22 protein-coding genes and 1 tRNA gene are annotated in these 22571 nt (G+C 59.0%); 18 read left to right on the top strand and 5 right to left on the bottom strand.

The annotated features are described in order from the left end of the window. Nucleotides 1-5 precede the first annotated feature (5 nt). From ACIQJ2_RS14825 to ACIQJ2_RS14785, 9 genes are all read left to right on the top strand, one after another. A complete protein-coding gene (locus tag ACIQJ2_RS14825; protein ID WP_199150303.1) occupies nucleotides 6-851 on the top strand; it encodes a ScpA family protein in 846 nt (281 codons plus the stop codon). 39 nt (nucleotides 852-890) lie between these two features. Next, complete coding sequence (gene scpB / locus ACIQJ2_RS14820) at nucleotides 891-1589, top strand: SMC-Scp complex subunit ScpB (protein WP_400673090.1); 699 nt, start codon at nucleotides 891-893, stop codon at nucleotides 1587-1589. 341 nt (nucleotides 1590-1930) lie between these two features. Then, nucleotides 1931-2143 (top strand): twin-arginine translocase TatA/TatE family subunit, encoded by a 213-nt coding sequence (locus ACIQJ2_RS14815; protein WP_199150301.1) that lies wholly within the window; start codon nucleotides 1931-1933, stop codon nucleotides 2141-2143. A gap of 53 nt (nucleotides 2144-2196) precedes the next feature. Continuing rightward, a complete protein-coding gene (tatB, locus tag ACIQJ2_RS14810) occupies nucleotides 2197-2862 on the top strand; it encodes a Sec-independent protein translocase protein TatB (protein WP_199150300.1) in 666 nt (221 codons plus the stop codon). After that, nucleotides 2859-3680 carry a twin-arginine translocase subunit TatC gene (gene tatC, locus ACIQJ2_RS14805; protein ID WP_199150299.1) on the top strand — a complete coding sequence of 274 codons (822 nt, stop codon included), beginning with the start codon at nucleotides 2859-2861 and terminating at the stop codon, nucleotides 3678-3680. Before tatB ends, tatC begins: the two co-directional genes overlap by 4 nt. A 108-nt stretch (nucleotides 3681-3788) precedes the next feature. Then, nucleotides 3789-5072: a serine--tRNA ligase gene (gene serS, locus ACIQJ2_RS14800; protein ID WP_400672823.1), complete on the top strand. Its 1284-nt coding sequence runs from the start codon at nucleotides 3789-3791 to the stop codon at nucleotides 5070-5072. Between the two features lie 19 nt (nucleotides 5073-5091). Beyond that, a complete protein-coding gene (gene surE, locus ACIQJ2_RS14795) occupies nucleotides 5092-5856 on the top strand; it encodes a 5'/3'-nucleotidase SurE (RefSeq protein WP_400672825.1) in 765 nt (254 codons plus the stop codon). 4 nt (nucleotides 5857-5860) lie between these two features. Then, on the top strand, nucleotides 5861-6514 hold the full coding sequence (locus tag ACIQJ2_RS14790; RefSeq protein WP_400672827.1) for a protein-L-isoaspartate(D-aspartate) O-methyltransferase: 654 nt from the start codon (nucleotides 5861-5863) through the stop codon (nucleotides 6512-6514). Between the two features lie 170 nt (nucleotides 6515-6684). Beyond that, entirely contained in the window at nucleotides 6685-8349 is a 1665-nt protein-coding gene (locus ACIQJ2_RS14785; protein ID WP_400672829.1) for a peptidoglycan DD-metalloendopeptidase family protein, read from the top strand. Between the two features lie 182 nt (nucleotides 8350-8531). On the opposite strand, the gene ACIQJ2_RS14780 is transcribed toward ACIQJ2_RS14785, so the two are convergent. Then, the gene (locus tag ACIQJ2_RS14780; RefSeq protein ID WP_199150294.1) at nucleotides 8532-9404 is read right to left on the bottom strand and encodes an ATP-binding protein; all 873 of its coding nucleotides are present in this window, start codon (nucleotides 9402-9404) and stop codon (nucleotides 8532-8534) included. Nucleotides 9405-9612: 208 nt separating this feature from the next. Between ACIQJ2_RS14780 and yajC the strand changes: the two genes are divergently transcribed. The 5 genes from yajC (at nucleotide 9613) to ACIQJ2_RS14755 (ending at nucleotide 14473) form a co-directional block, all read left to right on the top strand. Then, nucleotides 9613-9960, top strand: a complete 348-nt coding sequence (yajC, locus tag ACIQJ2_RS14775; RefSeq protein WP_184702120.1) for a preprotein translocase subunit YajC — start codon at nucleotides 9613-9615, stop codon at nucleotides 9958-9960. 159 nt (nucleotides 9961-10119) lie between these two features. Then, complete coding sequence (secDF, locus tag ACIQJ2_RS14770; protein ID WP_400672831.1) at nucleotides 10120-12663, top strand: protein translocase subunit SecDF; 2544 nt, start codon at nucleotides 10120-10122, stop codon at nucleotides 12661-12663. Nucleotides 12664-12667: 4 nt separating this feature from the next. Then, entirely contained in the window at nucleotides 12668-13054 is a 387-nt protein-coding gene (locus tag ACIQJ2_RS14765) for an Mth938-like domain-containing protein (RefSeq protein ID WP_199150292.1), read from the top strand. Nucleotides 13055-13070: 16 nt separating this feature from the next. Beyond that, entirely contained in the window at nucleotides 13071-13931 is an 861-nt protein-coding gene (locus ACIQJ2_RS14760; RefSeq protein WP_400672833.1) for a phytoene/squalene synthase family protein, read from the top strand. A gap of 77 nt (nucleotides 13932-14008) precedes the next feature. Beyond that, nucleotides 14009-14473 (top strand): hypothetical protein, encoded by a 465-nt coding sequence (locus tag ACIQJ2_RS14755; protein WP_400672835.1) that lies wholly within the window; start codon nucleotides 14009-14011, stop codon nucleotides 14471-14473. Nucleotides 14474-14591: 118 nt separating this feature from the next. Here the strand turns inward: ACIQJ2_RS14755 and trmFO are convergent, their stop codons facing one another. The 3 genes from trmFO to ACIQJ2_RS14740 all read right to left on the bottom strand — a co-directional run bounded on the left by trmFO (nucleotide 14592) and on the right by ACIQJ2_RS14740 (nucleotide 16789). Next, a complete protein-coding gene (gene trmFO, locus ACIQJ2_RS14750) occupies nucleotides 14592-16037 on the bottom strand; it encodes a methylenetetrahydrofolate--tRNA-(uracil(54)-C(5))-methyltransferase (FADH(2)-oxidizing) TrmFO (protein ID WP_400672838.1) in 1446 nt (481 codons plus the stop codon). Between the two features lie 162 nt (nucleotides 16038-16199). Further along, the gene (locus tag ACIQJ2_RS14745) at nucleotides 16200-16343 is read right to left on the bottom strand and encodes a DUF1127 domain-containing protein (protein WP_069611985.1); all 144 of its coding nucleotides are present in this window, start codon (nucleotides 16341-16343) and stop codon (nucleotides 16200-16202) included. Nucleotides 16344-16642: 299 nt separating this feature from the next. Next, entirely contained in the window at nucleotides 16643-16789 is a 147-nt protein-coding gene (locus tag ACIQJ2_RS14740; RefSeq protein ID WP_081615319.1) for a DUF1127 domain-containing protein, read from the bottom strand. A gap of 836 nt (nucleotides 16790-17625) precedes the next feature. Between ACIQJ2_RS14740 and ACIQJ2_RS14735 the strand changes: the two genes are divergently transcribed. The 4 genes from ACIQJ2_RS14735 to tig all read left to right on the top strand — a co-directional run bounded on the left by ACIQJ2_RS14735 (nucleotide 17626) and on the right by tig (nucleotide 21377). After that, entirely contained in the window at nucleotides 17626-18765 is a 1140-nt protein-coding gene (locus ACIQJ2_RS14735) for a DUF2157 domain-containing protein (RefSeq protein WP_400672841.1), read from the top strand. Then, nucleotides 18762-19379, top strand: a complete 618-nt coding sequence (locus ACIQJ2_RS14730; RefSeq protein WP_400672844.1) for a GDYXXLXY domain-containing protein — start codon at nucleotides 18762-18764, stop codon at nucleotides 19377-19379. The genes ACIQJ2_RS14735 and ACIQJ2_RS14730 overlap by 4 nt, the downstream gene beginning before the upstream one ends. A 144-nt stretch (nucleotides 19380-19523) precedes the next feature. Then, nucleotides 19524-19608: transfer RNA gene (locus tag ACIQJ2_RS14725), tRNA-Leu, on the top strand. A gap of 278 nt (nucleotides 19609-19886) precedes the next feature. After that, a complete protein-coding gene (tig, locus tag ACIQJ2_RS14720) occupies nucleotides 19887-21377 on the top strand; it encodes a trigger factor (RefSeq protein WP_199149874.1) in 1491 nt (496 codons plus the stop codon). Nucleotides 21378-21591: 214 nt separating this feature from the next. On the opposite strand, the gene ACIQJ2_RS14715 is transcribed toward tig, so the two are convergent. Next, complete coding sequence (locus tag ACIQJ2_RS14715; RefSeq protein WP_400672846.1) at nucleotides 21592-22401, bottom strand: phytanoyl-CoA dioxygenase family protein; 810 nt, start codon at nucleotides 22399-22401, stop codon at nucleotides 21592-21594. Between the last annotated feature and the right edge of the window lie 170 nt (nucleotides 22402-22571).

Genomic DNA, 22571 nt, shown 5'->3' with positions numbered 1-22571 from the left:
GACGGGTGAACAAGGTAAGCGGCACGGAAAAGCCACAGCAGGCGGCGACACCGATGGACAAGATCTGGCAAGATGGCGAGACGCAGCGCGGCTCGCACGAGCCGGCTCTGGTCATCGATATCGCCGGCTTTGAAGGCCCGCTCGACCTGCTCCTGCACCTGGCCCGCACCCAGAAAGTCGATCTATCCAGAATATCGGTGTTGGCGCTTGCAGAGCAGTATCTCTTGTTCGTCGATCGAGCCCGGCGCATTCGCATCGAACTTGCGGCCGACTATCTCGTGATGGCTGCCTGGCTTGCCTATCTTAAATCCAAGCTGCTCATCCCGCAGCAGAGCAAGGAAGACGGTCCGACAGGCGAGGAGATGGCGGCGACGCTCGCCTTCCGCCTGAAGCGTCTCGAAGCCATGCGCGATGCGGCAACGAATCTCGTCAACCGCAATCGTATCGGCCGCGATATCTTTGTTCGCGGTGCGCCCGAGCATATTCCGGATCGGCGCCAGTCCGCCTTCGATGCCAGCCTCTACGATCTGCTGACCGCCTATGCCGGCTTGCGGCAGCGACAGGCGATCACGCAGGTGACGATCGAGAAGCGCCGGGTCTGGTCGCTTGCGGATGCCCGCGTCATCTTGGACCGCATGATCGGCGAGATCACCGATTGGACAGCCTTGGAACACTATTTGCTGCGCTACATGACAAGCGCTAATGACCGTGTGACGGCCATCGCCAGCGCTTTCGCGGCGTCGCTCGAGCTCGTGCGGGAAGGGCAGATGGAAATTCGCCAGGATGGCGCGTTTCAGCCGCTTTACATGCGGCGTGGGCCGAAGCATTCCTCGCTTGAAGCTGCGGAATAGGGCAGGGATGCGAACGTGACCGAGCCGCACGACGATCAGCTGGATAATGAACCTGAAACTTTGACGCCGGGGGCTGACGATCGTCGCTCCACCGAGGCCGAGCGTATCGCCGAAGCGCTGGTTTTCGCTTCCGCGCAGCCTGTTTCGGAGGCATTTATCGCCGACCGCGTCGCGAAAGATGTCGACGTCGCCGCCGTCATGCGGAAACTCAAGGCCGATTATGCCATGCGCGGCGTCAATCTCGTGCAGATCGACGGTGCCTGGGCCTTTCGCACCGCAGCCGATCTCTCATTTGTGATCCGGCGTGATGAGAGCGAGGTGCGCAAGCTTTCCCGTGCCGCGCTGGAGGTGCTGGCTATCATCGCCTATCACCAGCCGGTGACGCGCGCCGAAATCGAGGACATCCGCGGCGTGCAGACATCCAAAGGCACGCTCGATGTGCTGATGGAATCCGGCTGGGTCCGCTTTCGCGGTCGCCGCCGCACCCCCGGTCGGCCGGTCACGCTCGGAACAACCCGCGATTTCCTTGATCATTTCGGTCTGGAGGAACTGCGCGACCTGCCCGGTATCGAGGAATTGAAGGGTGCAGGGCTTCTATCCGGCCGTATTCCAGCCAATTTCAATATTCCGTCGCCTCTCATGAGTGACGAGCTGACGGAAGACGAGGATCCGATTACGCAGATGGATCTGGAAGAGCTGGGCCTGCTTTCGCCCACCGGCGGCTCTTCGGACGATTGAGCCTTTTCGGCAGTATCGCCTCTCTTAATATTAGTCTTTTCTTTCAAAATCTGGCAACAGGTCTCTGTTTTGCCATCAGTAGATGCGATTATGCCCCCATCCTCCTGACCCGGAGACGCTCGGTCGCCGCAACAGCATCGGCGCGAAAATCTGACAAGATTTTCGGAAAGCCTGATGCGTATAGTGAAAGAGATAGAGCGACCTTTGTGCTTCCCTGGGGAAGCACGGCGCTCTAGCGGCGTTTGTCATCCCGATATGCGTGGATGCAGTGCATTTTGTTGTTTGAAAAACATATGCAAACGTCTTACATCGTGAGGACATTGAAATCGGGAGTTATCGCAATGGGTTCTCTAAGCATATGGCACTGGCTCATCGTCCTGGCCATCGCGCTGTTGTTGTTCGGTCGTGGAAAGATCCCGGAGCTGATGGGTGACGTCGCCAAGGGCATCAAGAGCTTCAAGAAGGGTATGAGCGACGAGGATGAAACCTCGACGCAGACGACGGCATCGACGACGTCTCGCACTGTCGAGCACAAGGCTGACGAAACCAAGTAAACAGTCGGGCAAGCGGAGGCCTGACGGCTTCCCGTGCGCCTAGGAGCCTTTGCATGTTCGATATAGGCTGGTCGGAGCTGGTGGTTATTGCCGTCGTGGCCTTGGTGGTCATTGGCCCGAAGGAACTGCCGGCAACGCTGCGGACAATCGGTAAGATGACGGCGCGGGCCCGCAAGGTGGCCGGCGATTTTCGTGCCCAATTCGATGAAGCGATGCGTGAAGCGGATCTGGATGACGTACGCCAGACGATTGCCGACGCGCAGAAGCTCAATCCGGTCAATTCGCTGCGGGAGGCTATGAACCCGCTACGCGAGATGGGCAACGAGATAAAGGCCGATCTGCAACGGTCGGCGACGCCGGATAAACCTGCAGTCGCCGCTACGCCATTGCCGGAAGGGCCGGTGCCGGGCGTTTCGGCCGGCTTGCCGGAGGCGCTTGCGGCAACGTCTGCGCCAAGCAACCCAGCGCCGGTGCTTCCCCCGACACCGGTCGCCGTTGCGAACGAACCTGCTGCTGCCAAGCCTAAGAAGCCGCGTGCCAGGACAACAGCGAAGGCAGACGAAGTGGTTGCCGCAGCTGTAAAGACACCCGTTGTCACGGAAAAGCCCAAGCGCGCGCCACGTAAAGTGGCAACCGCCGATGTAGCGAAAGCGCCCGCAGCTCCCAGGAAGCGTGCTACAGCCAGCAAGACAACGCCGAAGAAGAAGGACGAGGCATGACGGGTGATATCGACGATAAGCCGCAGCCGCTTATCGAACACCTCATGGAATTGCGCACGCGGCTCATCTGGTCGCTGGTGTCGTTCTTCATTGCCTTCATCGCATGTTTCGCGGTCGCAAAGCATCTCTTCAACTATCTGGTCTATCCCTACAAATGGGCCGTCGAATGGGCGCATCTCGACCTTGCAAAGGCCGAGTTGATCTATACCGCGCCACAGGAATTCTTCTTCACCCAGGTGAAGGTCGCAATGTTCGGAGCGCTGGTGATCTCCTTTCCGATCATCGCTGCCCAGATCTACAAGTTCGTCGCGCCCGGTCTTTATAAGAACGAGCGCTCTGCATTCCTGCCTTTCCTGATCGCATCGCCGATCCTGTTTCTGATGGGTGCGGCACTCGTTTATTTCTTCTTCACCCCAATGGTGATGTGGTTCTTCCTGAAGATGCAGCAGGCCCCTGGCGATGGTCAGGTGGGTATCGCGCTGATGCCGAAGGTCTCGGAATATCTGAGCCTGATCATGACGCTGGTCTTCTCCTTCGGCCTTGTCTTCCAGCTGCCCGTCATCACCACGCTGCTCGCGCGCGTCGGCCTGCTGACGTCGACGTGGCTGGCGGAGAAGCGCAAGTTCGCGATCGTCTTCGCCTTTATCGTCGCGGCCGTGCTGACGCCGCCGGATCCGATGTCTCAGATCGGTCTTGCACTGCCGACGATCCTTCTCTACGAGATTTCAATCTACGCGGCGCGACTCGTGGAACGCCAGCGTACCCGGCAAGCGCTTGAAGAGAGTGGCGAGAGTTCCGACGTTGCAAAGACGGATTGACGTCTAGGCGAAGAAAGTCTCAGCCTCGTTTCTCAGGTATTTGCCGTTTCGACCTCCGACCGAAGTCTCGGTCGGAGCTGTAATCATGTGAAACGACCTGGAACGAAGATGCTTGATATCAGATGGATTCGTGAGAATGCCGAGGCTTTCGATGCAGCGCTTGCCAAGCGCGGTATGGAGTCTCTGTCGCAAAGCCTCATCGCGCTCGACGAGAAGCGCCGGTCCGTCGTTCAGTCCGTCCAGGATATGCAGTCCCGCCGCAACTCCGCGTCCAAGGAGATCGGCGCGGCCATGGCGCAGAAAAACAGCGAGCTTGCCGAGAAGCTGAAGGCCGAAGTCGCCGACATCAAGACTTCGTTGCCCGCCGCGGAAGAGCAGGAGCGCGTGCTGACGGCCGAGCTCAACGACGCGCTGTCACGCATCCCGAACATCCCGTTTGACGATGTGCCCGTCGGCAAGGACGAGAATGACAATGTCGTCAAGCATGCCTGGGGTGCCAAGCCGACCTGGAACCATCAGCCGAAAGAACATTTCGACATCGGCGAAGAGCTCGGCTACATGGATTTCGAGCGCGCTACGAAACTTTCCGGTTCGCGATTCACGGTGCTGACGTCGCAGTTGGCGCGTCTCGAGCGGGCGCTTGGCCAGTTCATGCTGGATCTCCATACGAGTGAGCACGGTTATACCGAAGTGAGCGCGCCGTTGCTGGTGCGTGACGAGGCCTTGTTCGGTACGAACCAGCTGCCGAAGTTCGCTGAGGATCTGTTTAAGACCACGGATGGCCGCTGGCTGATTCCGACAGCCGAAGTGACGCTGACCAATCTCGTCTCCGGCGAAATTCTCGAACAGGAAAAGCTGCCGCTGCGCTTCACGGCGCTGACGCCGTCCTTCCGCTCGGAAGCGGGTTCTGCCGGTCGCGACACGCGCGGCATGCTGCGTCAGCATCAGTTCTGGAAGTGCGAGCTCGTGTCGATCACCGATGCCGAAAGCTCCGTTGCCGAGCACGAGCGGATGACGGCCTGTGCCGAAGAGGTGCTGAAGCGCCTTGGCCTGCATTATCGCGTCATGACGCTGTCGACCGGCGACATGGGCTTCGGCGCCCGCAAGACCTACGACCTCGAAGTCTGGCTGCCGGGGCAGGATACCTATCGCGAGATTTCTTCCTGCTCGGTCTGCGGCGATTTCCAGGCCCGTCGGATGAACGCTCGCTATCGCGGCAAGGAAGACAAGAACACGAAGTTCGTTCACACGTTGAACGGCTCCGGCACGGCCGTCGGCCGCTGCCTGATCGCGGTGCTTGAGAATTATCTGAACGCCGACGGCTCTGTCACTGTCCCGGACGTACTGCTGCCATATATGGGTGGTGTGACGAGGATCGAGAAAGCAGCATAAATAACAAGGCGGTGGGGTGATGCGCATACTTTTGACCAATGACGACGGCATTCATGCCGAAGGTCTTGCGGCTCTGGAGCGCATCGCCCGCACTTTGTCTGATGATGTCTGGGTCGTTGCGCCTGAGACCGATCAGAGCGGCCTTGCACATTCTCTGAGCCTGTCCGAGCCTCTGCGCATGCGAAAGGTTTCCGACAAGCACTTTGCGCTGCGCGGCACGCCGACGGATTGTGTCATCATGGCCATCCGGCAGGTCCTGGACAAGAAACCCGATATCATCCTTTCGGGGGTCAATTCGGGCTCGAACGTAGCCGATGACGTCACTTATTCCGGAACCATCGCGGGGGCGATCGAAGGCACGCTTCAGGGTGTTCGTTCTTTCGCGCTGAGTCAGGCCTATGTCTACGACAACGGCGCCCGCATCGTACCCTGGGAAGTGGCGGAGACTCATGCGCCGGCCCTGCTCGGCAAGCTGCTGGACGTCGATCTTCCCGACGGCACTTTCCTGAATTTGAATTTCCCGAACTGCCGCCCGGACGAAGTCGCCGGGACGGAGGTGACGGCGCAGGGCAATCTTGCCTTCAACGTTCAGGTGGAGGAGCGCGCGGATGGTCGCGGCTTCCCGTACTACTGGCTGCGGTTCGGTGAACGCAGCGGCATCTTCCGTCCGGGAACGGATATTCAGGCGCTGAAGCAAAATCGCATTTCGGTAACGCCTTTGAAACTGGATCTGACGGATTATTCGGCGCAAGACCGCGTGGCGCGGGCGCTTGGTATGGAGTAACGGATTGACGCCTCGTTTGGTGGAAAAGGAAGGCTTTGCAGCGGTAGTCTTGCGGCTGCGGGCTGAAGGCATCTTGGATATCGATCTGATGACGGCCGTCGAGCAGACGCCGCGCCTGCCTTTTGTGCCGCCGCAATTTGCCGATGACGCCTATTCCAGCCGGACGATTCCGATCGAGTGCGGCGCCTTCATGGAAGGCGTCGACCTCGTCGTGCGCATCCTTCACAGCTTGAAGATCAAGCCTGGCCATCGTGTTCTCGAAATTGGGACCGGCAGCGGCTTCACCGCCGCCGTCATGGGCCGAATCGTCGAGCGAGTGTTGACCATCGATCGCTACAAGACGCTGACGACAGCAGCGCAGCAGCGCATGGACGCGCTCGGTCTGCGCAATGTCATCATCCGTCAGGCAGACGGCAGTGCCGGGCTGCAGGGCGAGGGGACTTTCGATCGCATCCTGGTGACATCAGCCTTTTCGACCATGCCGCGCTTCTATGCCGAGCAGCTGGTTTCGGGCGGCTCCATGATCGCACCCCTGATCGTTTCCGAGGATGTCTGCCGCCTGGTGCGGTTGACGAAAACCGGAAGTCGCTTCGAGCGCGAAGAGCTTTTCGACGTTCCTTATCAGCCAATCGTGCCGATGCTCGCCTCCTATCTTTGAGGCCTATTTCCGGTTGAAGTAGCCGGTACGGCGGGGCCGAAGGCTGCTTCTTTTTTCTATGGTTAGCAATTCCTCAAAAAAACACATGTCGCACCAGTGCTTTAACCGCATGGTAAGATTAACGCGCTTTAATCGACCCATAATCGGTTGCGTCTTAAGTGGGTCGAGTCATGGGTTTCAGTCTTTCTTCAAACTTCGGTAAATCGGCAGGGAAAGTCCTTGTGGCCATTCTTCTGGCGAGCACTGCAACAGCTTGTAGTTCAGACACGACCCGTTTCAGCGGGCTCTTCAACAAGACGGACAATGTGACGACGGGTTCGATAAACCGTCGCAGTCTCAACGGTCCGAACGGGGATCCCGTGCCGCGCGCCGATGTCGCCCAGGCAGGCGGTTACGGCCAGCAGGATTATTCACAGCAGAGCGCACCGGTATCGCAACCCTATCCGAACTCACCGGCCCGCTATAAACCCTCTTATTCCAGCGCACGGGCATCTGCTGCGCCGGTGGCGATCCAGCGTTCCGAGCTTGCTCCTCCCGGCGCATCTGCCGAGATCGCCCGTTCGCGAGCAGTCTCCCGGGCCGAAAACGAAGCTCTGGCCCAGCCGTTCCCGGCGTCGCACAACAACGGTTCGCGCAACGCTCCGGCGCTCGCGCCCGATACTCTGTCGACCGGTACGATCAGGAATGCCGCCGCTACGCCGCAGATGTCTCCCGGATGGACCACCGTCAATGCTCCGAGCGTGACCCTGCATCAGGGTGAAAACATCGCATTGCTGTCGCGTCGCTATGGCGTTCCCGAGAAGGAGATTCTGCGGGCCAATGGTCTGCGCAACGGTGCCGGTGCGCAGCCCGGTCAGCAGATCATCATTCCGACCCAGAACGGTGCAGGCGCCTCGAGTCCGGCCAAGATGGCTTCGGAAGCCACCGATCTGTCGAAGGGCGGCAAGATGCCAGGCCCCGTCAAGGCTCCGCAGCAGGACGCACTTGCATTGCCATCAGGCAATCAGATGCGCGGCAAGTCTCAGGCCGGTCTTCCTGATCCGAACAAGCTTGCCGCCGGTAACGGAAAGGGCCCCGGCCCGAAGGGTGCCGGCAGCTATGTCGTCAAGCCGGGTGACTCGCTGGCGAGAATTGCCAAGGAAAGCGGCGTTAGCGTCGCCGAACTGAAGCGGGCGAATAACATGCAGGCCGGCGACAGCATTCGCATCGGTCAGGCGCTGGCATTGCCACATGGTGCAGTCGCTGCTGCCGATCCGGTCAAGACGGCCTCCATCGAGCCGCAGAAGGTCTCGGTCAAACCGGGCGCCGTGCCTGTGGCAGAGTCCGCTGCAAAGCAGGCACCCAAGGTCGCCGCAGCTGACGCTCCGAAGGCGAAAGAGGTCGCTTCGATCGCTCCGAGCCAGTCGATCAACGATGCCGCCAAGTCCGACACGCAGGCGGATGCGCCTGAGGCGACCGGCATCGGCAAGTATCGCTGGCCGGTTCGCGGCGCGGTCGTCGCCGGTTACGGCGCCAACGTCAACGGTAGCCGCAACGACGGTATCGATATCTCCGTTCCCGAAGGCACGCCGATCAAGGCAGCCGAGAATGGCGTTGTCATCTATGCAGGCAATGGCCTCAAGGAACTCGGCAACACGGTTCTCGTTCGCCATGACGACGGTACGGTCACGGTCTATGGCCATGCGGATGCGCTCAGCGTTGCTCGCGGACAGAAGGTTCAGCGCGGTCAGACCCTCGCAACATCGGGCATGAGTGGCAACGTCAGCCAGCCGCAGCTCCATTTCGAAGTCCGGAAGAACTCCGCTCCGGTCAACCCAATGACGTTCCTTGAATAGGTAGTGCGTCTCAAGGACTCTGCAAAAAGCCCGGTGTTTGCCGGGCTTTTTGTCGTTTAGGGCATGTCGCGCAAAAGTGTTAAGCGGCTTTGCGACAACGATATGCGTGAGATCAAAGACCTAAAGCGCGAGAAGTGAGCCCGAGTGATCGCGAAGCGCGCTAGGGTATTGAACGTGTCCGGTCAGTCGCGCTCGAGCACGATGCGCAACCGTCCTGCGAGATCCTGGATGTATTGCCACGCAACGCGGCCCGATCTTGCGCCGCGTGTCGTTGCCCATTCCAGCGCCTCGTGGTGTATTTTGGCGCGGTCGAGGTCGAGCTTGAAATGGTCGGCATAGGCGTCGATCATCTGCAGGTAGTCTTCCTGGCTGCACTTGTGGAAGCCGAGCCAGAGACCGAAGCGATCGGAGAGGGAAACCTTCTCTTCGACGGCTTCCGACGGATTGATCGCTGTCGATTGTTCGTTCTCCATCATGTGACGCGGCAGCAGATGGCGACGGTTGGATGTGGCATAGAACAATACGTTGTCCGGACGGCCCTCGACGCCACCGTCGAGCGCTGCCTTCAGCGACTTGTAGGCGGTGTCGTCGTGGTCGAAGGAGAGGTCATCGCAGAAAATGATGATGCGGTGCGGCGCTGCCTTCAGAATGTCGAGGAGCACCGGCAGCGAGGAGATATCCTCGCGATGCACTTCGATGAGTTTCAGCGATACGCCGGTTGCGCGGCGTACATCCTCATGGACGGCCTTGACGAGCGAGGACTTGCCCATGCCGCGCGCGCCCCAGAGCAGGACGTTGTTGGCGGCAAAGCCGTCCGCGAAGCGCAAAGTGTTTTCGTGCAGAATGTCGCGCACATGGTCGACGCCGCGAATGAGGGTGATCGCCACCCGGTTCGGCCGCGGTACGGGCTGCAGATGAAGCCGGGCCGGAGCCCAGACGAAGCAGTCGGCCGCATTCCAGTCGTTGATGGCCGGAGCCGGTCCGGCCAGACGTTCGACGGCATCGGCAAGGCGACGAACTTCGGCAAGGATCAGGGCGTTTTGGTCTTCAGTCACCGTTTTCCTCCTGAATATTGAACAAGAAAGTCGTAAAATGCGCGCGCTGTCTTGCCGGGTATCATGCTCCTTTCTGGCCTGAAAGGCTAAGAGACCGGGAAAACGGTACGGTTGGCGGCTGTTTTTGTTGCAATCGCCATGCGCGTAACTATATTCCGGCCACCTGACGCGGGGCCCGGTTCCCGCAAGGAGTTCAAGGGAGTTCTCGATGTTTATCACCAACGCATATGCGCAGAGCGCGACAGATTCGGCCGCCAGCGCTTTCGGCGGATCCGGCTTTGAAATGATCATCCTGTTTGTACCGCTGATGGTCGTTTGGTATTTCCTTCTGATCCGTCCGCAGCGTGCACAGGCGAAGAAGCGTGACGAGATCCTGAAGAACATTCGCCGCGGCGATCAGATCGTTACCAGCGGCATTGTCGGCAAGGTCACTAAGGTCATCGACGACAAGGAACTCGAAGTCGAAATCGCAGACGGCGTTCGCATTCGCGTCGTCCGCAGCGCCATTTCGGAAGTTCGCGTCAAGGGCGAGCCCGTCAAGGCCGACGCTGCGTAAGCTTCTCCCGTGCAGGCAGCTCGCCTGACGAGTGCATGTCCTCGAAAATCGGAATCGACTTTCTTGAGGGACTGTGCACAAATTCAAGGTGTTACTGCGCCCTTGGTAAACCTCGGGGAGACTGGGGCGCAGTAGAGAAGCCAAAAATTCGAGAGAGCGATGCTGCACGTCTCCTGGTGGAAGACCACCCTGATCTGGTTCGCCGTTCTCTTGAGCGTGCTCCTTGCCGTTCCCAACCTGCTTGGGGAGCGCACCATTTCCTCTCTCCCTTCCTGGTGGGCGCATAGAAAGATCGGACTTGGGCTCGATCTGCGCGGCGGCTCGCATCTCCTGTTGAAGATCGAACGGGACGATATCGAGAAGGATCGCCTTGAGGATATCGTCGGCGATATCGGAACCCGATTGCGCACCGTCAATATCGCCTATTCCGGCTTGACCGGAACCGGACAGAAGATCGAACTCAAGATCAACGATCCCGCGCAGATCCAGGCCGCATTGACGGCGTTGCGACCGCTTACGGCGGGATCGGACAAGCCGGCCGTCAAGCTTTCCCAGGGTGACAACGGCGCGATGACGCTTGATATCACCAATGAGGATATCGACAGCCACGTCGCTTCCGCAGTCGCCCGGTCGATAAAGATCATTCACGATCGCATCGCACAGTTGGGAGTGGACGAGCCGTTGATCCGCCGCCAGGGGCGCGATCGTATTGCCGTGCAGGTGCCCGATCTTGCCGACCCGCAGCGATTGAAGAACCTTCTCGGCCAGCCCGCGGAATTGAGCTTCCGTTTCATCGATCAATCGATGTCGGTTCAGGACGCCATGGATGGTCATCCTCCGGCCGGGTCCGACGTCATGTTTTCGGAGGATGATCCGCCGGTCGGCTATCTGGTCCAGCGGCAACCCGTTCTCTCTAACGTGGATTTTGCCGATGCGACCGCGATGGTCAACAATCAGAACGGCGACGGCACGGTTTCCGTCAAGCTGACGCCGGAAGCCGCCCACCGTTTTGCGCAAACGACGGCAAGCAACCTCGGCCGGATCGTCGTCGTGGTGCTGGATGATCAGGTAATCTCGACGGCTGTGCTGAAGACCGTGATCGCAACGGGAGAGGTTGACATTCCCGGCGACTTCACGGCGCGCGGCGCGCAGGATCTGGCCGTCATGGTCAAGAGCGGGCCATTGCCTGCAACGCTCACACCCGTCGAAGAGCGAACCATTCAGCCCGGCCTTGGCAGCGAGACGGCCCGTTACGGCATCATAGCCTGTATCGCCGCGGCGGTGTTTGTGACCGCGCTGATGATCGGCTTCTATCGCTTGCTGGGCGTTGTCGCGACCATCGCACTGATCATCAATATCACCATGGTCGTGGCGATCATGGGACTGTTCGGCATAGCGCTGACGTTGCCGGGCGTCGCCGCTATCGTGCTGATCATCGGTATCGGGCTTGATGCACTGGTGCTGATCTACGAGCGTGTGCGCGAGGAAGAAAAGAAGACGCATCTCCTTGTCGATGCGCTTCGCCACGGCTTCAACAGGGCGGCTGCGACGGTTGCGGATGCCAACCTGACGGTGCTGATCGTCGCTGCCATTCTCTTCTATGCGAGCAGCGGTTCCGTCCGTGGCTTTGCCGCGACCCTCATCATCGGCGTCTTCACCACGTTCTTCACGTCTTGCTTCGTCACGCGCTCGCTTGTCGATATGTGGATATCGCACCGCAAACCGCGTACTTTGCTGGTCGGCGTACGCAGCGGTGTTTTCGACAATGCCAACATCCGCTTCATGGGTATCCGCCGTTACACGTTCACCGTGTCTGCGGCTTTATCGGTCGCGACCCTCCTTGCCTTTGCGACGATTGGTATGCATCTCGGCATCGATTTTGCTGGCGGCTCCATCATCGAGGTTCGCGCCAAGCAGGGCGTTGCCGATCCGACAAATATTCAATCCCGCCTCGAGGGTATCATCCCCGGCGATGTGCAGGTCGAGCGGCTTACCGATCGTCTGGGCGCCATTATTCGCGTGCATGCACAGGATGGTGGGGAGAACGCGGAACAGTCAGCCGTAACCCTGGTTCGCGAGGAGCTGAGTAAGGACTACGATTTCTCACGCGTCGAGGTCGTCGGCCCCGCTGTGTCCGGTGAGATCACGACGACTGCATCGTTTGCCGTGCTGGCGGCGCTTTTTGCAATTCTGATCTACATCTGGCTGCGGTTCGAATGGCAGTTCGCCGTCGGCGCGATCATCGCGACGATGCACGACGTCATACTGACGCTCGGTCTTTTCGTTCTGACGGGCATGGAATTCAACATGACCGGCATTGCCGCGATTCTGACGATCGTCGGCTATTCGCTGAACGATACCGTGGTCGTTTACGACCGCATGCGCGAAAACCTGAAGCGCTATTCGCAGATGCCCCTGCCGATCCTGATTGACGCTTCCATCAATCAGACATTATCGCGGACCATTCTGACATCCGCGACGACGCTTCTGGCGCTGCTCGCTCTCTACATTTTCGGTGGCCAGGTGATACGCTCTTTCACCTTCGTGCTACTTTTCGGCGTCGCTGTCGGCACTTTCTCTTCGATTTATATTGCGGCGCCCGTGCTGATCCTGTTCAAGCTGCGTCCGGACAAGTTCCAGACCGGCGGTGAAAGCAATGGGCCCGCCGCCGGCGACATTCAGTCAGGCAAACCAGCGGTGTAATACATTGGCTAAAGGTATAGAAATCCGTAACGCGCATTTTCCCGGGCGCGCACCGATCGACGCTTACGGTAATGGCGGCTTTCGCTTTGCCGACATGTCGCATCGCGGCTCGCTGCTTTGCCTGCCCTCGGGCATTTACGGCTGGGACATGCTGCAGGGCGATGCGCTGACCCCGGACCGCTTCCAGAAGGTTCTTGACGAAGCAGCCGAGATAGAGGTTCTGCTTGTCGGCACAGGCATGGAGTTGCGTCCGCTGCCTGCCGAGCTCAAGGCTGCCTTGCGCGCCAAGCAGATTTCGTCGGACCCGATGAGCACAGGCGCGGCGGTGCGCACCTTCAATATCATGCTGTCCGAGTCGCGTGCCGTAGCTGCTGCGCTGATCGCAGTCTGACGTCCGGACCGAGAGCATGACGACAACAGCCGCGCCCCGCGACAACAGGGACATTTGCCTTGCTACGCTTCGGGATACCGATCGTGATCGCTACCTCGCCTGCCTGCTGGCACCGGAAGACAAGCGCCCGGCGCTCGCAGCGCTCTATGCTTTCAATGCAGAATTGGCGCGCATCCGCGATCTGGTGCACGAGCCATTGCCGGGTGAAGTGCGCATGCAATACTGGCGCGACCTTCTCGAAGGGCAGGCGCACGGCTCCAGCGAAGCCAATCCGATTGCCGCTGAACTCCTGAACGCCATCGAACAATACCGTTTGCCGCGGCAGACGTTGATCGACATGATCGATGCGCGCATCTTCGATCTTTATGACGACCCGATGGAGACCCGCGGCAATCTGGAAGGCTATGCCGGTGAAACGGCATCGGCGCTGATTCAGCTTGCCAGCCTGGTCCTGTCGTCGGAGGAAGCAAAGCTCTCGGCCGAAGCCGCCGGCCATGCCGGTGTCGCTCAGGCGATTGCCGGGCTGTTGTTGCTGATGCCGCTCTATCGTCATCGCGGCCAACTTTATCTGCCGATCGAAATTCTGTCGGCGACAGGCCTCGATCGTGATTCCTTCCTCGCCGGCGAGGACAAGGCGCGCATTTCCGTGGCAGTCGAGGCATTTGCCGGACTTGGCCGCGAGCACCTTGCCAAGGCGAGGGCGGCCGCTCCCATACCGGCGGCCGTGTTTCCAGCGTTTCTGCCGGCAACACTGGCCGAACCGGTTTTGAAGAAGGCCCAGTCGCTTGGGGCCGGCATCTTCGATCGCCCGCTGGCACTGCCGCAATGGCGCCGGCAGATGCGCATGGCGATATCAGCGATCATAAAGAAGATCTGAAATACACCAAGCTCGCGCAAGTCTCGCCGTCTATGGAGATGGATGGGCACTTGATTTATATTTCAGGGGGATCTGCCGTGGGTATTGTCGTCTGGTGCATACTGTTTGCGATCGTCATCTTTTTTGCCTATTTCGCGACGCGCATGGCATCGCAGAACAAGGAAGACGGCCTGCACGATACCGGCCTTGCCATTTTGGAGTTCGGCCGCGCTTTCCCGACCGAGGCAATCCGTCAGCTGCAGACGACGGCCGATGGGCAGGCGCTTTTCGTGCGCTTGCATGACGACAAAGCGGGCTTCATGCGCAATGTGCGCAATCATTTCAGCGTTCATCTGATTGAGCCCGGCAGGGCGCGTGCCAAGCTTTCGGGAACCGGCCGCGGCCTGACGGTCGAGTTTCTGGACGTACCGCATCACAACGGCACTTTCGAGTTCAAGACGCCGGATGAAGCCGCGGAAGTCTCTCTCTGGCTACTCGGCAATTACGTCGCAGGCGGCGGCGATGAGAGGCTTGAGCATCACGCGCCGCCGGCAAAGGCCTGAAACCTAGAGCATGTCGCGCAAAAGTGTGCAGCGGTTTTTGCTGCTACGACATGCGTGAAATCAAAGAGCTAAAGCGCGTGAAGCGAATCTGAAAGATTGCGACGCGCTTTAGAAAGCTTCAGATTTCAGCCGCTTTTTTCGGAAACGTCGGAGCCGGCACGCCGAGCCAGCTGGCACAATCGGCCAACGCACGCTTGGCGATGAGCTGGCGCTTCATGATCGTCTTGTCTTTGCCGCGGAAGCGCTTGACGCCTTCCGGCTTGACGATCGAGCCCGGCTCCAGCTCCGGGAAAAGCCCGAAATTGATGTTCATCGGCTGGAAGGAACGCTTGCCTGGCTCTTCGTCGGAGACGATATGTCCGCCGGTGATATGGTTGAGCAGCGAGCCGAGAGCGGTGGTATTGGGCGGCAGTGATGCCGCTTCGCCCTTGCGCTCCGCCGCGGCGAAACGACCCGCGAGCAGCCCGATGCTGGCGCTCTCCACGTAACCTTCGCAGCCGGTAATCTGGCCTGCAAAACGCAAGCCTGGTCGGGATTTCAGCACCAGCGAGCGGTCAAGCAGGGTCGGGGAGTTGATGTAGGTGTTGCGGTGCAGGCCGCCCAAGCGTGCGAACTCCGCATTTTCGAGCCCCGGAATCAGCCGGAAAATCTCGGCCTGTGCGCCGTATTTCAGCTTCGTCTGGAAGCCGACCATGTTGTACAGCGTGCCGAGCGCATTGTCCTGGCGCAGCTGCACCACGGCATAGGCTTTTACCGTGGGATTATGCGCATTGGTCAGGCCCATCGGCTTCATTGGCCCGTGGCGCAGCGTTTCGCGCCCACGCTCGGCCATGACCTCGATCGGCAGGCAGCCGTCGAAATAAGGCGTCCCTTCCCACTCCTTGAAGCCGACGGCGTCACCGGCGATCAGGGCATCCAGGAAGGCGCCGTATTGCGCTTCGTCCATGGGGCAGTTGATATAGTCCTTGCCCGTACCACCTGGTCCAACCTTGTCATAGCGTGACTGATACCAGCAAATATCCATGTCGATGCTGTCACGATAGACGATCGGCGCGATGGCGTCGAAGAAGGCGAGGGCATCGGCGCCGGTTTCGGCCTGAATGGCGCTGGCAAGCCCGGGTGCGGTCAGCGGTCCCGTCGCGATAATCGCCTGGTCCCACTCCTTCGGCGGCAATCCCTGGATCTCTTCACGCACGACAGTGATCAGCGGGTGGCTCGAGATAGCCTCCGTTACCGCGGCGGAAAAGCCATCGCGGTCGACTGCGAGCGCACCGCCGGCCGGCACCTGATGCCTGTCGGCACATGCCATGATCAGCGAGCCAGCCATGCGCATTTCGGCATGGATGACGCCGACCGCATTGCTTGTGGCGTCGTCGGAGCGAAACGAATTCGAACATACAAGCTCGGCGAGATCGTCGGTCTTGTGCGCGTCGGTGCCGCGCACACCACGCATCTCATGCAGGATCACAGGGACACCGGTATTGGCGATTTGCCATGCAGCTTCCGAGCCGGCAAGGCCACCGCCGATGACGTGAATGGGAGAGTGAGAACTGGTCTGTGTCATGCGGGCGTCATTATCACGGGCAGGGCGACGATCCAATCGCTTTACCAAAGCATGCCGCTCGAAATTGCGCCACGGCCTTGCGATTGCGACGCGTCCCCATCGCCTGGAATCAAAAACGGCGCCGAAGGGCGCCGTCTTGAAGCAGTCTGCAATTCCCTACGATTAACGGAAGGAACGAGCAGCGATGTTGCGGATTTCATAGCGGCTGACGCCGATGTCCGAAAGGGTCTGGCTGGAGAGGTTGCCGAGTTCGTTCAGAGTGCGGCGGTAGCTGATCCAGTTCTTTGCAATGCGAATCGGGTTCATGATCTTGTCCTCGGTATCTTGTTTGCGGGCGGTACGATTACCGCCTCAGCTGTTGCACTCTATATAGGCGCAAACGCGCCTTTTGTGCAGTGCAAATAAAAGGCGTCTGCTATGCATTTGTGCAATATGACGCCCAAAAACCCACCAATGCTTAGAATTTGGACGGCTTGCGTCCTGCGAATGGCTCGTCGCGAATTATAAAATGTTGCGGTGCACAATGAACAAAAAGAACGCCCGTCGCGGAGGTCCGCAACGGGCGTTGAGAAGGCTTTCGCGAGTGGGCGAAGCCTATCCGGCGATTAGCGGCCGGTGGCTTCGCGAGCAACGCGATGGATGTCGGCGCGGTCGATGCCGAGGTCGTGCAGTTCACGGGCGCTCATGCGGCCGAGTTCGTTTACGGTCTGACGATACTTGCGCCAGTTGTTGAAAGAGCGGGTCAGGTTCATTTTTAGTCCCTTTCGAGGATCTGAAGATCTCGCAGCTCCGTGATTGGTGCCGCCGTCGATCTGATGCCTCCTTATATAGGCTGTGCCTCACGGACTAAAAGCGCCAAAGCATCATGTCACCCATGCGTAAACTGCATGTCTTGCGGGCGATCTGCCTAAGAAGATGGCTGCTTTATGTGCATATCACGGCTGAAGCAAGAGCGAGGTTGGGCGCGTGGCTTTGTCTCAAGCCCAGCATTTCAGCACCTGTTGCGGTAGGTGCCGCCATTCAGCCATGTTTTTGCCAGCCTTGCGGTTTTGGGGTAGGTCGAGCTGCCGCATCGGCTAAGTTCGAGCCGTCCATTCTTGTGCGGCGGCGGCAATTCACCATCTGGCGGCGCTTCTCGTCTGAAGCCGCGTTTGCGGTGCATAAACCGATTTAAGTGGGCAAAAAAATAACGCCCACCGCGGGAGGAGGGTGCGGTGGGCGTCATTTATGGTGATTGACGACTGGGAGGAGGAGTGTCGTCAATCCATCGGAGCGCACTGGGAGGAGGAGTGTGCAGCTCCGAATTCAATGTCAGGATATCAATCCTCAGGCTCTTCCCGACCAGGGCCGGCTCAGCGCGCCACCGCTGTATTCTGTTGGGTGATTAATAGTATGACTTTTTCATTTTGTGCAGCGCAATATTTTCATGAGAGGTATGCTGCCTGCGCATGTCTTTTGTGAGTACCTCGATACCGGTCATTAGAATACAGGCCAATCGCTTAATATCGCATTAACGAAAGCGCGCCGACTGTGGATCGCTGAAGTGTGCTAACTCTTGTCATAGAGGGAATCGTAGCAAGGAGCCGGGATGTATAGAGGCAGGCTGGAGCGGGATCTGAAGATCTGGGTGGAGAAAGGTCTCGTCGACGCGGCGGCGGCAAAGGCCGTGCTGCACGAATATGATGGGCGTCAGACCAGCTTTAGCGCGGGTCGGGTGTTGACCATCATCGCGTCCGTGCTTTTGGGCCTGGCGCTCCTGCTCTTCATTTCAGCGAATTGGGAAGCGATCCCGAGGATCGTGCGCCTTACATCGCTTGTCGCCATGATATGGGCTTTCTATCTCGGCGCCGCCTATCTGCTGGCTTCCGGGCGTTCCATTCTGGCGTCGGCACTCCTCATTCTCGGGACTTTGAGTTTTGGCGGTGCCATGGCGCTTGTCGGACAGATGTACAATATGTCCGGCGACGAACTGACGATGTTAATCGTCTGGTTCGCGGCGGCGTGCATCGTGGCCGCTCTTTTTCGCTCCAGCGCGCAGGTCGCGCTTGCCGGCTTTCTCGCCTGGGCATTTTGCGGCGCCTATCTGTGGGACCATTTCAATCAGTGGAAGGGCGCCATGCCCTGGGTGCCGTTGTTGATGGCTGCGGTGCTGATCGCACTTGTCAGATATGTCGACGCGCCGAGGGCACGCCATTTTGCTTATCTCATGCTTGTCGGATGGCTGGCCTGGATTTTCGGGCTGAATGAGAGCCTCAACGCGGCAATCCTTTTTGCTGCCTTTGGCATGGCAGCCTTTCTTGCCGTCAGTATCCCGGCCTCGCCGCTAATGCCACTTGCGCGAACGGCGGGGGCCGCGCCGGCCTTCTACACCTTTCTTCTTGCGGCGATCGGTTTCTTTCTGGTCCATGCGGAAATCGCCAACGACTCCTTCGAAAACAATGTCTGGGCGCAAGCCACGCTTCCGCTCATCATTGTGGCGGTCGCGACGCTGGCAAGCTCGGTGATTGCGATTGCGCTCAGCGGCCGTGACAATGGCGCCGTGCGTTTTCTCGCCTATTTCGTGTTCGCCTGTGAGATTCTCTACCTTGCCAGCGAGACGATCGGCTCGATCATCGGCACCGCAGGCTTCTTCCTGATCGCCGGTCTGATGGTGGCGCTTGCCGCATGGGTGGTCATTCAGCTGGAACGACGATTCTCCAATGCAGGCAGGCAGGAGAAACGGGCATGACCGATATGGCCGACAAGAGCATTTCCGCGAACACTCCGCGCCGTCTGTGGATCGCTGCGATTATCGTCGCGGTCCTGCAGACTGCCGTCCTTGGCTATATAGTCGGTGAACGGGCCTGGGGCTTGCGAAGCGGCGTCGAAGTCCTCCTGAAGACGGCGCCAGTCGATCCGCGCGATCTGCTGCGTGGCGATTACGTCACCTTGAACTACGATATTTCGAGGGTTCCGATCTCGACGCTGCGCGATGGACCGCCGAAGATCAGCCTTTTTCAGCAAACGCTGTCGGTTCGCCTTAAGAGACAGGACGACGGCTATTGGGGCATTGTCGAATCATCCTTCAAGCCGCTTGATCCGAAGCCTGATACGGTCATCCTCAAGAGCACGCCGTTCGACTATGCCTTTTATGGTGAGCCGGCCGATCCGTCGCAGGAGATGATCGGCGTGACCTATGGTATCGAGCGCTATTATGTGCCCGAAGGACAAGGGCACGACATCGAAAGCGCACGCAATGCCAACCGCGTCGCCATTGCCGCGCGCATCTCCTCGGATGGCAGAGCCCATATCAGAAGCCTGCTGCTCGACGGTAAATCGGTCTACGAAGAGCCGCTTTACTGACGATATCAGCCCGAAGATGCCGATAAGCTTTGAGCGCAGTCGTGGAACCGTCATTTTTCCTTTGCGTGGTTTGAAACGGGTGATATAGAGACGCCGCGCTCCGGAAGGCCCCATGGGCAGGCATCGCCATGCGGTTCTGGGAACGCGGGTATGGTGAAATTGGTAGACACGCCAGATTTAGGTTCTGGTGCCGCAAGGCGTGGGAGTTCAAGTCTCTCTACCCGCACCAACACTGTCTTGTGGACGGGGGAGGCTGAACAGGCCTGACCTCCGATATGCTGTAGGACGCGCCATTTTGCCCAGGCATCCCGCTTTCGAAAAGAGAGCGGATAAGATGTTTCGGCTCGTAACGAGGTAGGGCTGCCTTTTGCGCGTTCGTTCGAAGGCGCGGCGCTCTTGGCAAAGTGACAGGGAATTGCATCCAAGCCACGCTCGGGATTTTCCGGCGTCGTGCTCATCGAAACGAACGGCTGTCTGGGCACGGCCGCCATGAATGAAGGTAGGACAATGCAGGTTATCGAAACGCTCGCTGAAGGGCTGAAGCGCGAAATCAAGGTGGTCATCCCGGCCAAGGACATGGAAGTGCGCATGAACGAGCGCCTTGCCGAGGTCAAGGACAAGGTCCGCATCAACGGCTTCCGTCCGGGCAAGGTTCCGGTTGCACACCTGAAGAAGGTCTATGGCAAGTCGATCATGGCTGATCTCGTCAACGAGATCGTTCGTGACCAGCCGCCGGCAATCCTGAGCGAGCGCGGCGAAAAGTCGGCGACCCAGCCGGAAATCGCCATGACCGAGGACAAGGACGAGGCAGAAAAGATCCTCGCTGCCGAGGCCGATTTCGAATTCACGCTGTCCTACGAAGTCATTCCGGCGATCGAACTGAAGTCCGTCAAGGGCGTCAAGGTTACGCGCGAAGTGGCTGAAATCGCTGACGAAGAAGTCACCGAGCAGATCCTCAAGATCGCCGAAAGCGCTCGCAGCTACGAAACCAAGAAGGGCAAGGCCGCAGACGGCGACCGCGTTACCATCGATTACCTCGGCAAGGTCGACGGCGTTGCCTTCGACGGCGGCAAGGACGAAGACTCGCAGCTGGTTCTCGGCTCGAACCGCTTCATCCCGGGCTTCGAAGAGCAGCTCGTGGGCGTCAAGGCTGGCGATGAGAAGGTCATCACCGTAACCTTCCCGGCCGATTACCCGGCCAAGAACCTCGCTGGCAAGGAAGCCACCTTCGACATCAACGTCAAGGAAGTTGCTGCTCCCGGCGAAATCGAAATCAACGACGAACTCGCTTCCAAGCTCGGCCTTGAATCGGCTGACCGCCTGAAGGAAATCGTTCGCGGCCAGATCGAAAGCCAGTACGGCTCGGTTACCCGTCAGAAGGTCAAGCGTCAGATTCTCGACCAGCTCGATGAAATGTACCAGTTCGACACGCCGCAGAAGCTTGTTGACGCTGAATTCGCCAGCATCTGGCGTCAGATCCAGACGGATCTGGCTGAATCCGGCAAGACCTTCGAAGACGAAGACACGACCGAAGAAAAGGCTCGCGAGGAATACCGCAAGCTCGCTGAGCGTCGCGTTCGCCTCGGTCTCGTTCTCTCCGAAATCGGTGAGAAGGCCGGCGTAGAAGTCAGCGAAGACGAACTCCAGCGTGCGCTTTATGCTCAGCTGCAGCAGTTCCCGGGCCAGGAAAAGGAAATCCTGGAATTCTTCCGCAACACGCCTGGCGCTTCCGCCAACTTGCGCGCGCCGATCTTCGAAGAGAAGGTCATCGACCATCTGCTGACCGAAGTCGACGTCACGGACAAGACCGTTTCCAAGGAAGCCCTGCTGGCTGACGACGAAGACGAAGACAAGCCGGCTGCCAAGAAGGCTGCTCCGAAGAAGAAGGCTGCTGCCAAGGCTGAAGCGACCGAAGCTGCTGTCGAAGGCGAAGAAGCCGCTGCGCCGAAGAAGAAGGCTGCTCCGAAGAAGAAGGCTGCTGAAGACAGCGCCGAGTAATCGGTTTTTCTTCTGGACTGAAATTAAGAGCCCTGCCGTTCGCGGCAGGGCTTTTTTGTTGGTAAGCTAGAGTATGTCGCGCAAAAGTGTGCAGCGGTTTTGCGACTACGACATGCGTGAAATCAAAGAGTTAAAGCGCGTGAAGCGAATCTGAAGGATCGCAACGCGCGTGGGCTGCCGCCGACGAGGTCCAACATGAATGCGCTCCTGGCAATCATTCCTTGTCCAGTGCGCGGCGGATGGCGATCTCGACAGGACTGTAGGCACTATCCGATCGCTCCAGCCGATAAGGCTCCGCCAGGCCAATCGAGGGCTGCGCCATGAAGCGTGGCCTCGTTCCGCGATGCTTCTGGGCGGCGTGGATGAGAAAGGGATGGCAGATATAGACGGTTCCCGCTTTCCCCGTTGCCAGAGCCTGAGGGTGATCGGCTGCAAGGTCTTGCAGCATCATATGAGAGCGCCCGTTTTCGCCCGCCGGCTCAAGATAGCGCGCCATATCCATGTGCGAACCGACCCGGATGCGTGTCGGTGCATCGTCTTCACCCACGTCGGAAAACAGGAATAGGGTGAGTAACGCACGGCCCCTAGAGGTGACATTTACCCGCCATGCCGAAAAGTCGCTTCGTTCATTGGGATCGCAATCGTCGCCGGGAAAGCTGAGGTCGACATGCCAGCCGGCGTCACCCGGATCGTCCGGATGGGGAAATCGCACGGGGAAAGTGCCGAGGCCATCTCTCGGAACCCATCTTCCTTTTCCAACCAGTTGATCGAAAGCGGAGCGGAGAACAGGCATGTTGGCGATGGTACGGAACGGTTCGCCACCATAACCCGGGAGCCTGACGACGGGGAACCGCCAACTCGCCGGATCGTGCTCGCTGCACGGAAGATCACGCCACATGATGGCACGCGCTTGTTGAGCGAGTTCTGCTGAAAACGCATTATCGACGCGGAGGAAACCATGTTCGATAAATTGCTCGATATCTGCCGCGCCAAGCGCCGCAGAGCTCTGATATTCGTCGTGCATCTTGAAATCTTTCTCAAATGTCGCACCGTGTCTCGCCCTCAAAAAATTTTTGGCGGCACGATTTTTTCGGTCACAGACCATCCTTGCGGCTAGAAAGCCGTGGAGCTGGTCTGCATCTTCATGTGGCTCAATGGCCGCTTAACTAGCGGCTTATGAAGAAGACCGAAGCG

Source organism: Rhizobium sp. NPDC092011 (assembly GCF_044756305.1).
GTDB lineage: Bacteria > Pseudomonadota > Alphaproteobacteria > Rhizobiales > Rhizobiaceae > Rhizobium.
This window is presented reverse-complemented; position numbering and strand designations above follow the sequence as displayed.

Bases quoted from the DNA above. Each gene is read 5' to 3' on its own strand.
- ACIQJ2_RS14815 (WP_199150301.1), top strand. From the start codon at position 1,931: ATGGGTTCTCTAAGCATATGGCACTGGCTCATCGTCCTGGCCATCGCG.
- tatB (WP_199150300.1), top strand. From the start codon at position 2,197: ATGTTCGATATAGGCTGGTCGGAGCTGGTGGTTATTGCCGTCGTGGCC.
- tatC (WP_199150299.1), top strand. From the start codon at position 2,859: ATGACGGGTGATATCGACGATAAGCCGCAGCCGCTTATCGAACACCTC.
- serS (WP_400672823.1), top strand. From the start codon at position 3,789: ATGCTTGATATCAGATGGATTCGTGAGAATGCCGAGGCTTTCGATGCA.
- surE (WP_400672825.1), top strand. From the start codon at position 5,092: ATGCGCATACTTTTGACCAATGACGACGGCATTCATGCCGAAGGTCTT.
- ACIQJ2_RS14785 (WP_400672829.1), top strand. From the start codon at position 6,685: ATGGGTTTCAGTCTTTCTTCAAACTTCGGTAAATCGGCAGGGAAAGTC.
- yajC (WP_184702120.1), top strand. From the start codon at position 9,613: ATGTTTATCACCAACGCATATGCGCAGAGCGCGACAGATTCGGCCGCC.
- secDF (WP_400672831.1), top strand. From the start codon at position 10,120: ATGCTGCACGTCTCCTGGTGGAAGACCACCCTGATCTGGTTCGCCGTT.
- ACIQJ2_RS14760 (WP_400672833.1), top strand. From the start codon at position 13,071: ATGACGACAACAGCCGCGCCCCGCGACAACAGGGACATTTGCCTTGCT.
- trmFO (WP_400672838.1), bottom strand. From the start codon at position 16,037: ATGACACAGACCAGTTCTCACTCTCCCATTCACGTCATCGGCGGTGGC.
- ACIQJ2_RS14745 (WP_069611985.1), bottom strand. From the start codon at position 16,343: ATGAACCCGATTCGCATTGCAAAGAACTGGATCAGCTACCGCCGCACT.
- ACIQJ2_RS14740 (WP_081615319.1), bottom strand. From the start codon at position 16,789: ATGAACCTGACCCGCTCTTTCAACAACTGGCGCAAGTATCGTCAGACC.
- ACIQJ2_RS14735 (WP_400672841.1), top strand. From the start codon at position 17,626: ATGTATAGAGGCAGGCTGGAGCGGGATCTGAAGATCTGGGTGGAGAAA.
- ACIQJ2_RS14730 (WP_400672844.1), top strand. From the start codon at position 18,762: ATGACCGATATGGCCGACAAGAGCATTTCCGCGAACACTCCGCGCCGT.
- tig (WP_199149874.1), top strand. From the start codon at position 19,887: ATGCAGGTTATCGAAACGCTCGCTGAAGGGCTGAAGCGCGAAATCAAG.
- ACIQJ2_RS14715 (WP_400672846.1), bottom strand. From the start codon at position 22,401: ATGCACGACGAATATCAGAGCTCTGCGGCGCTTGGCGCGGCAGATATC.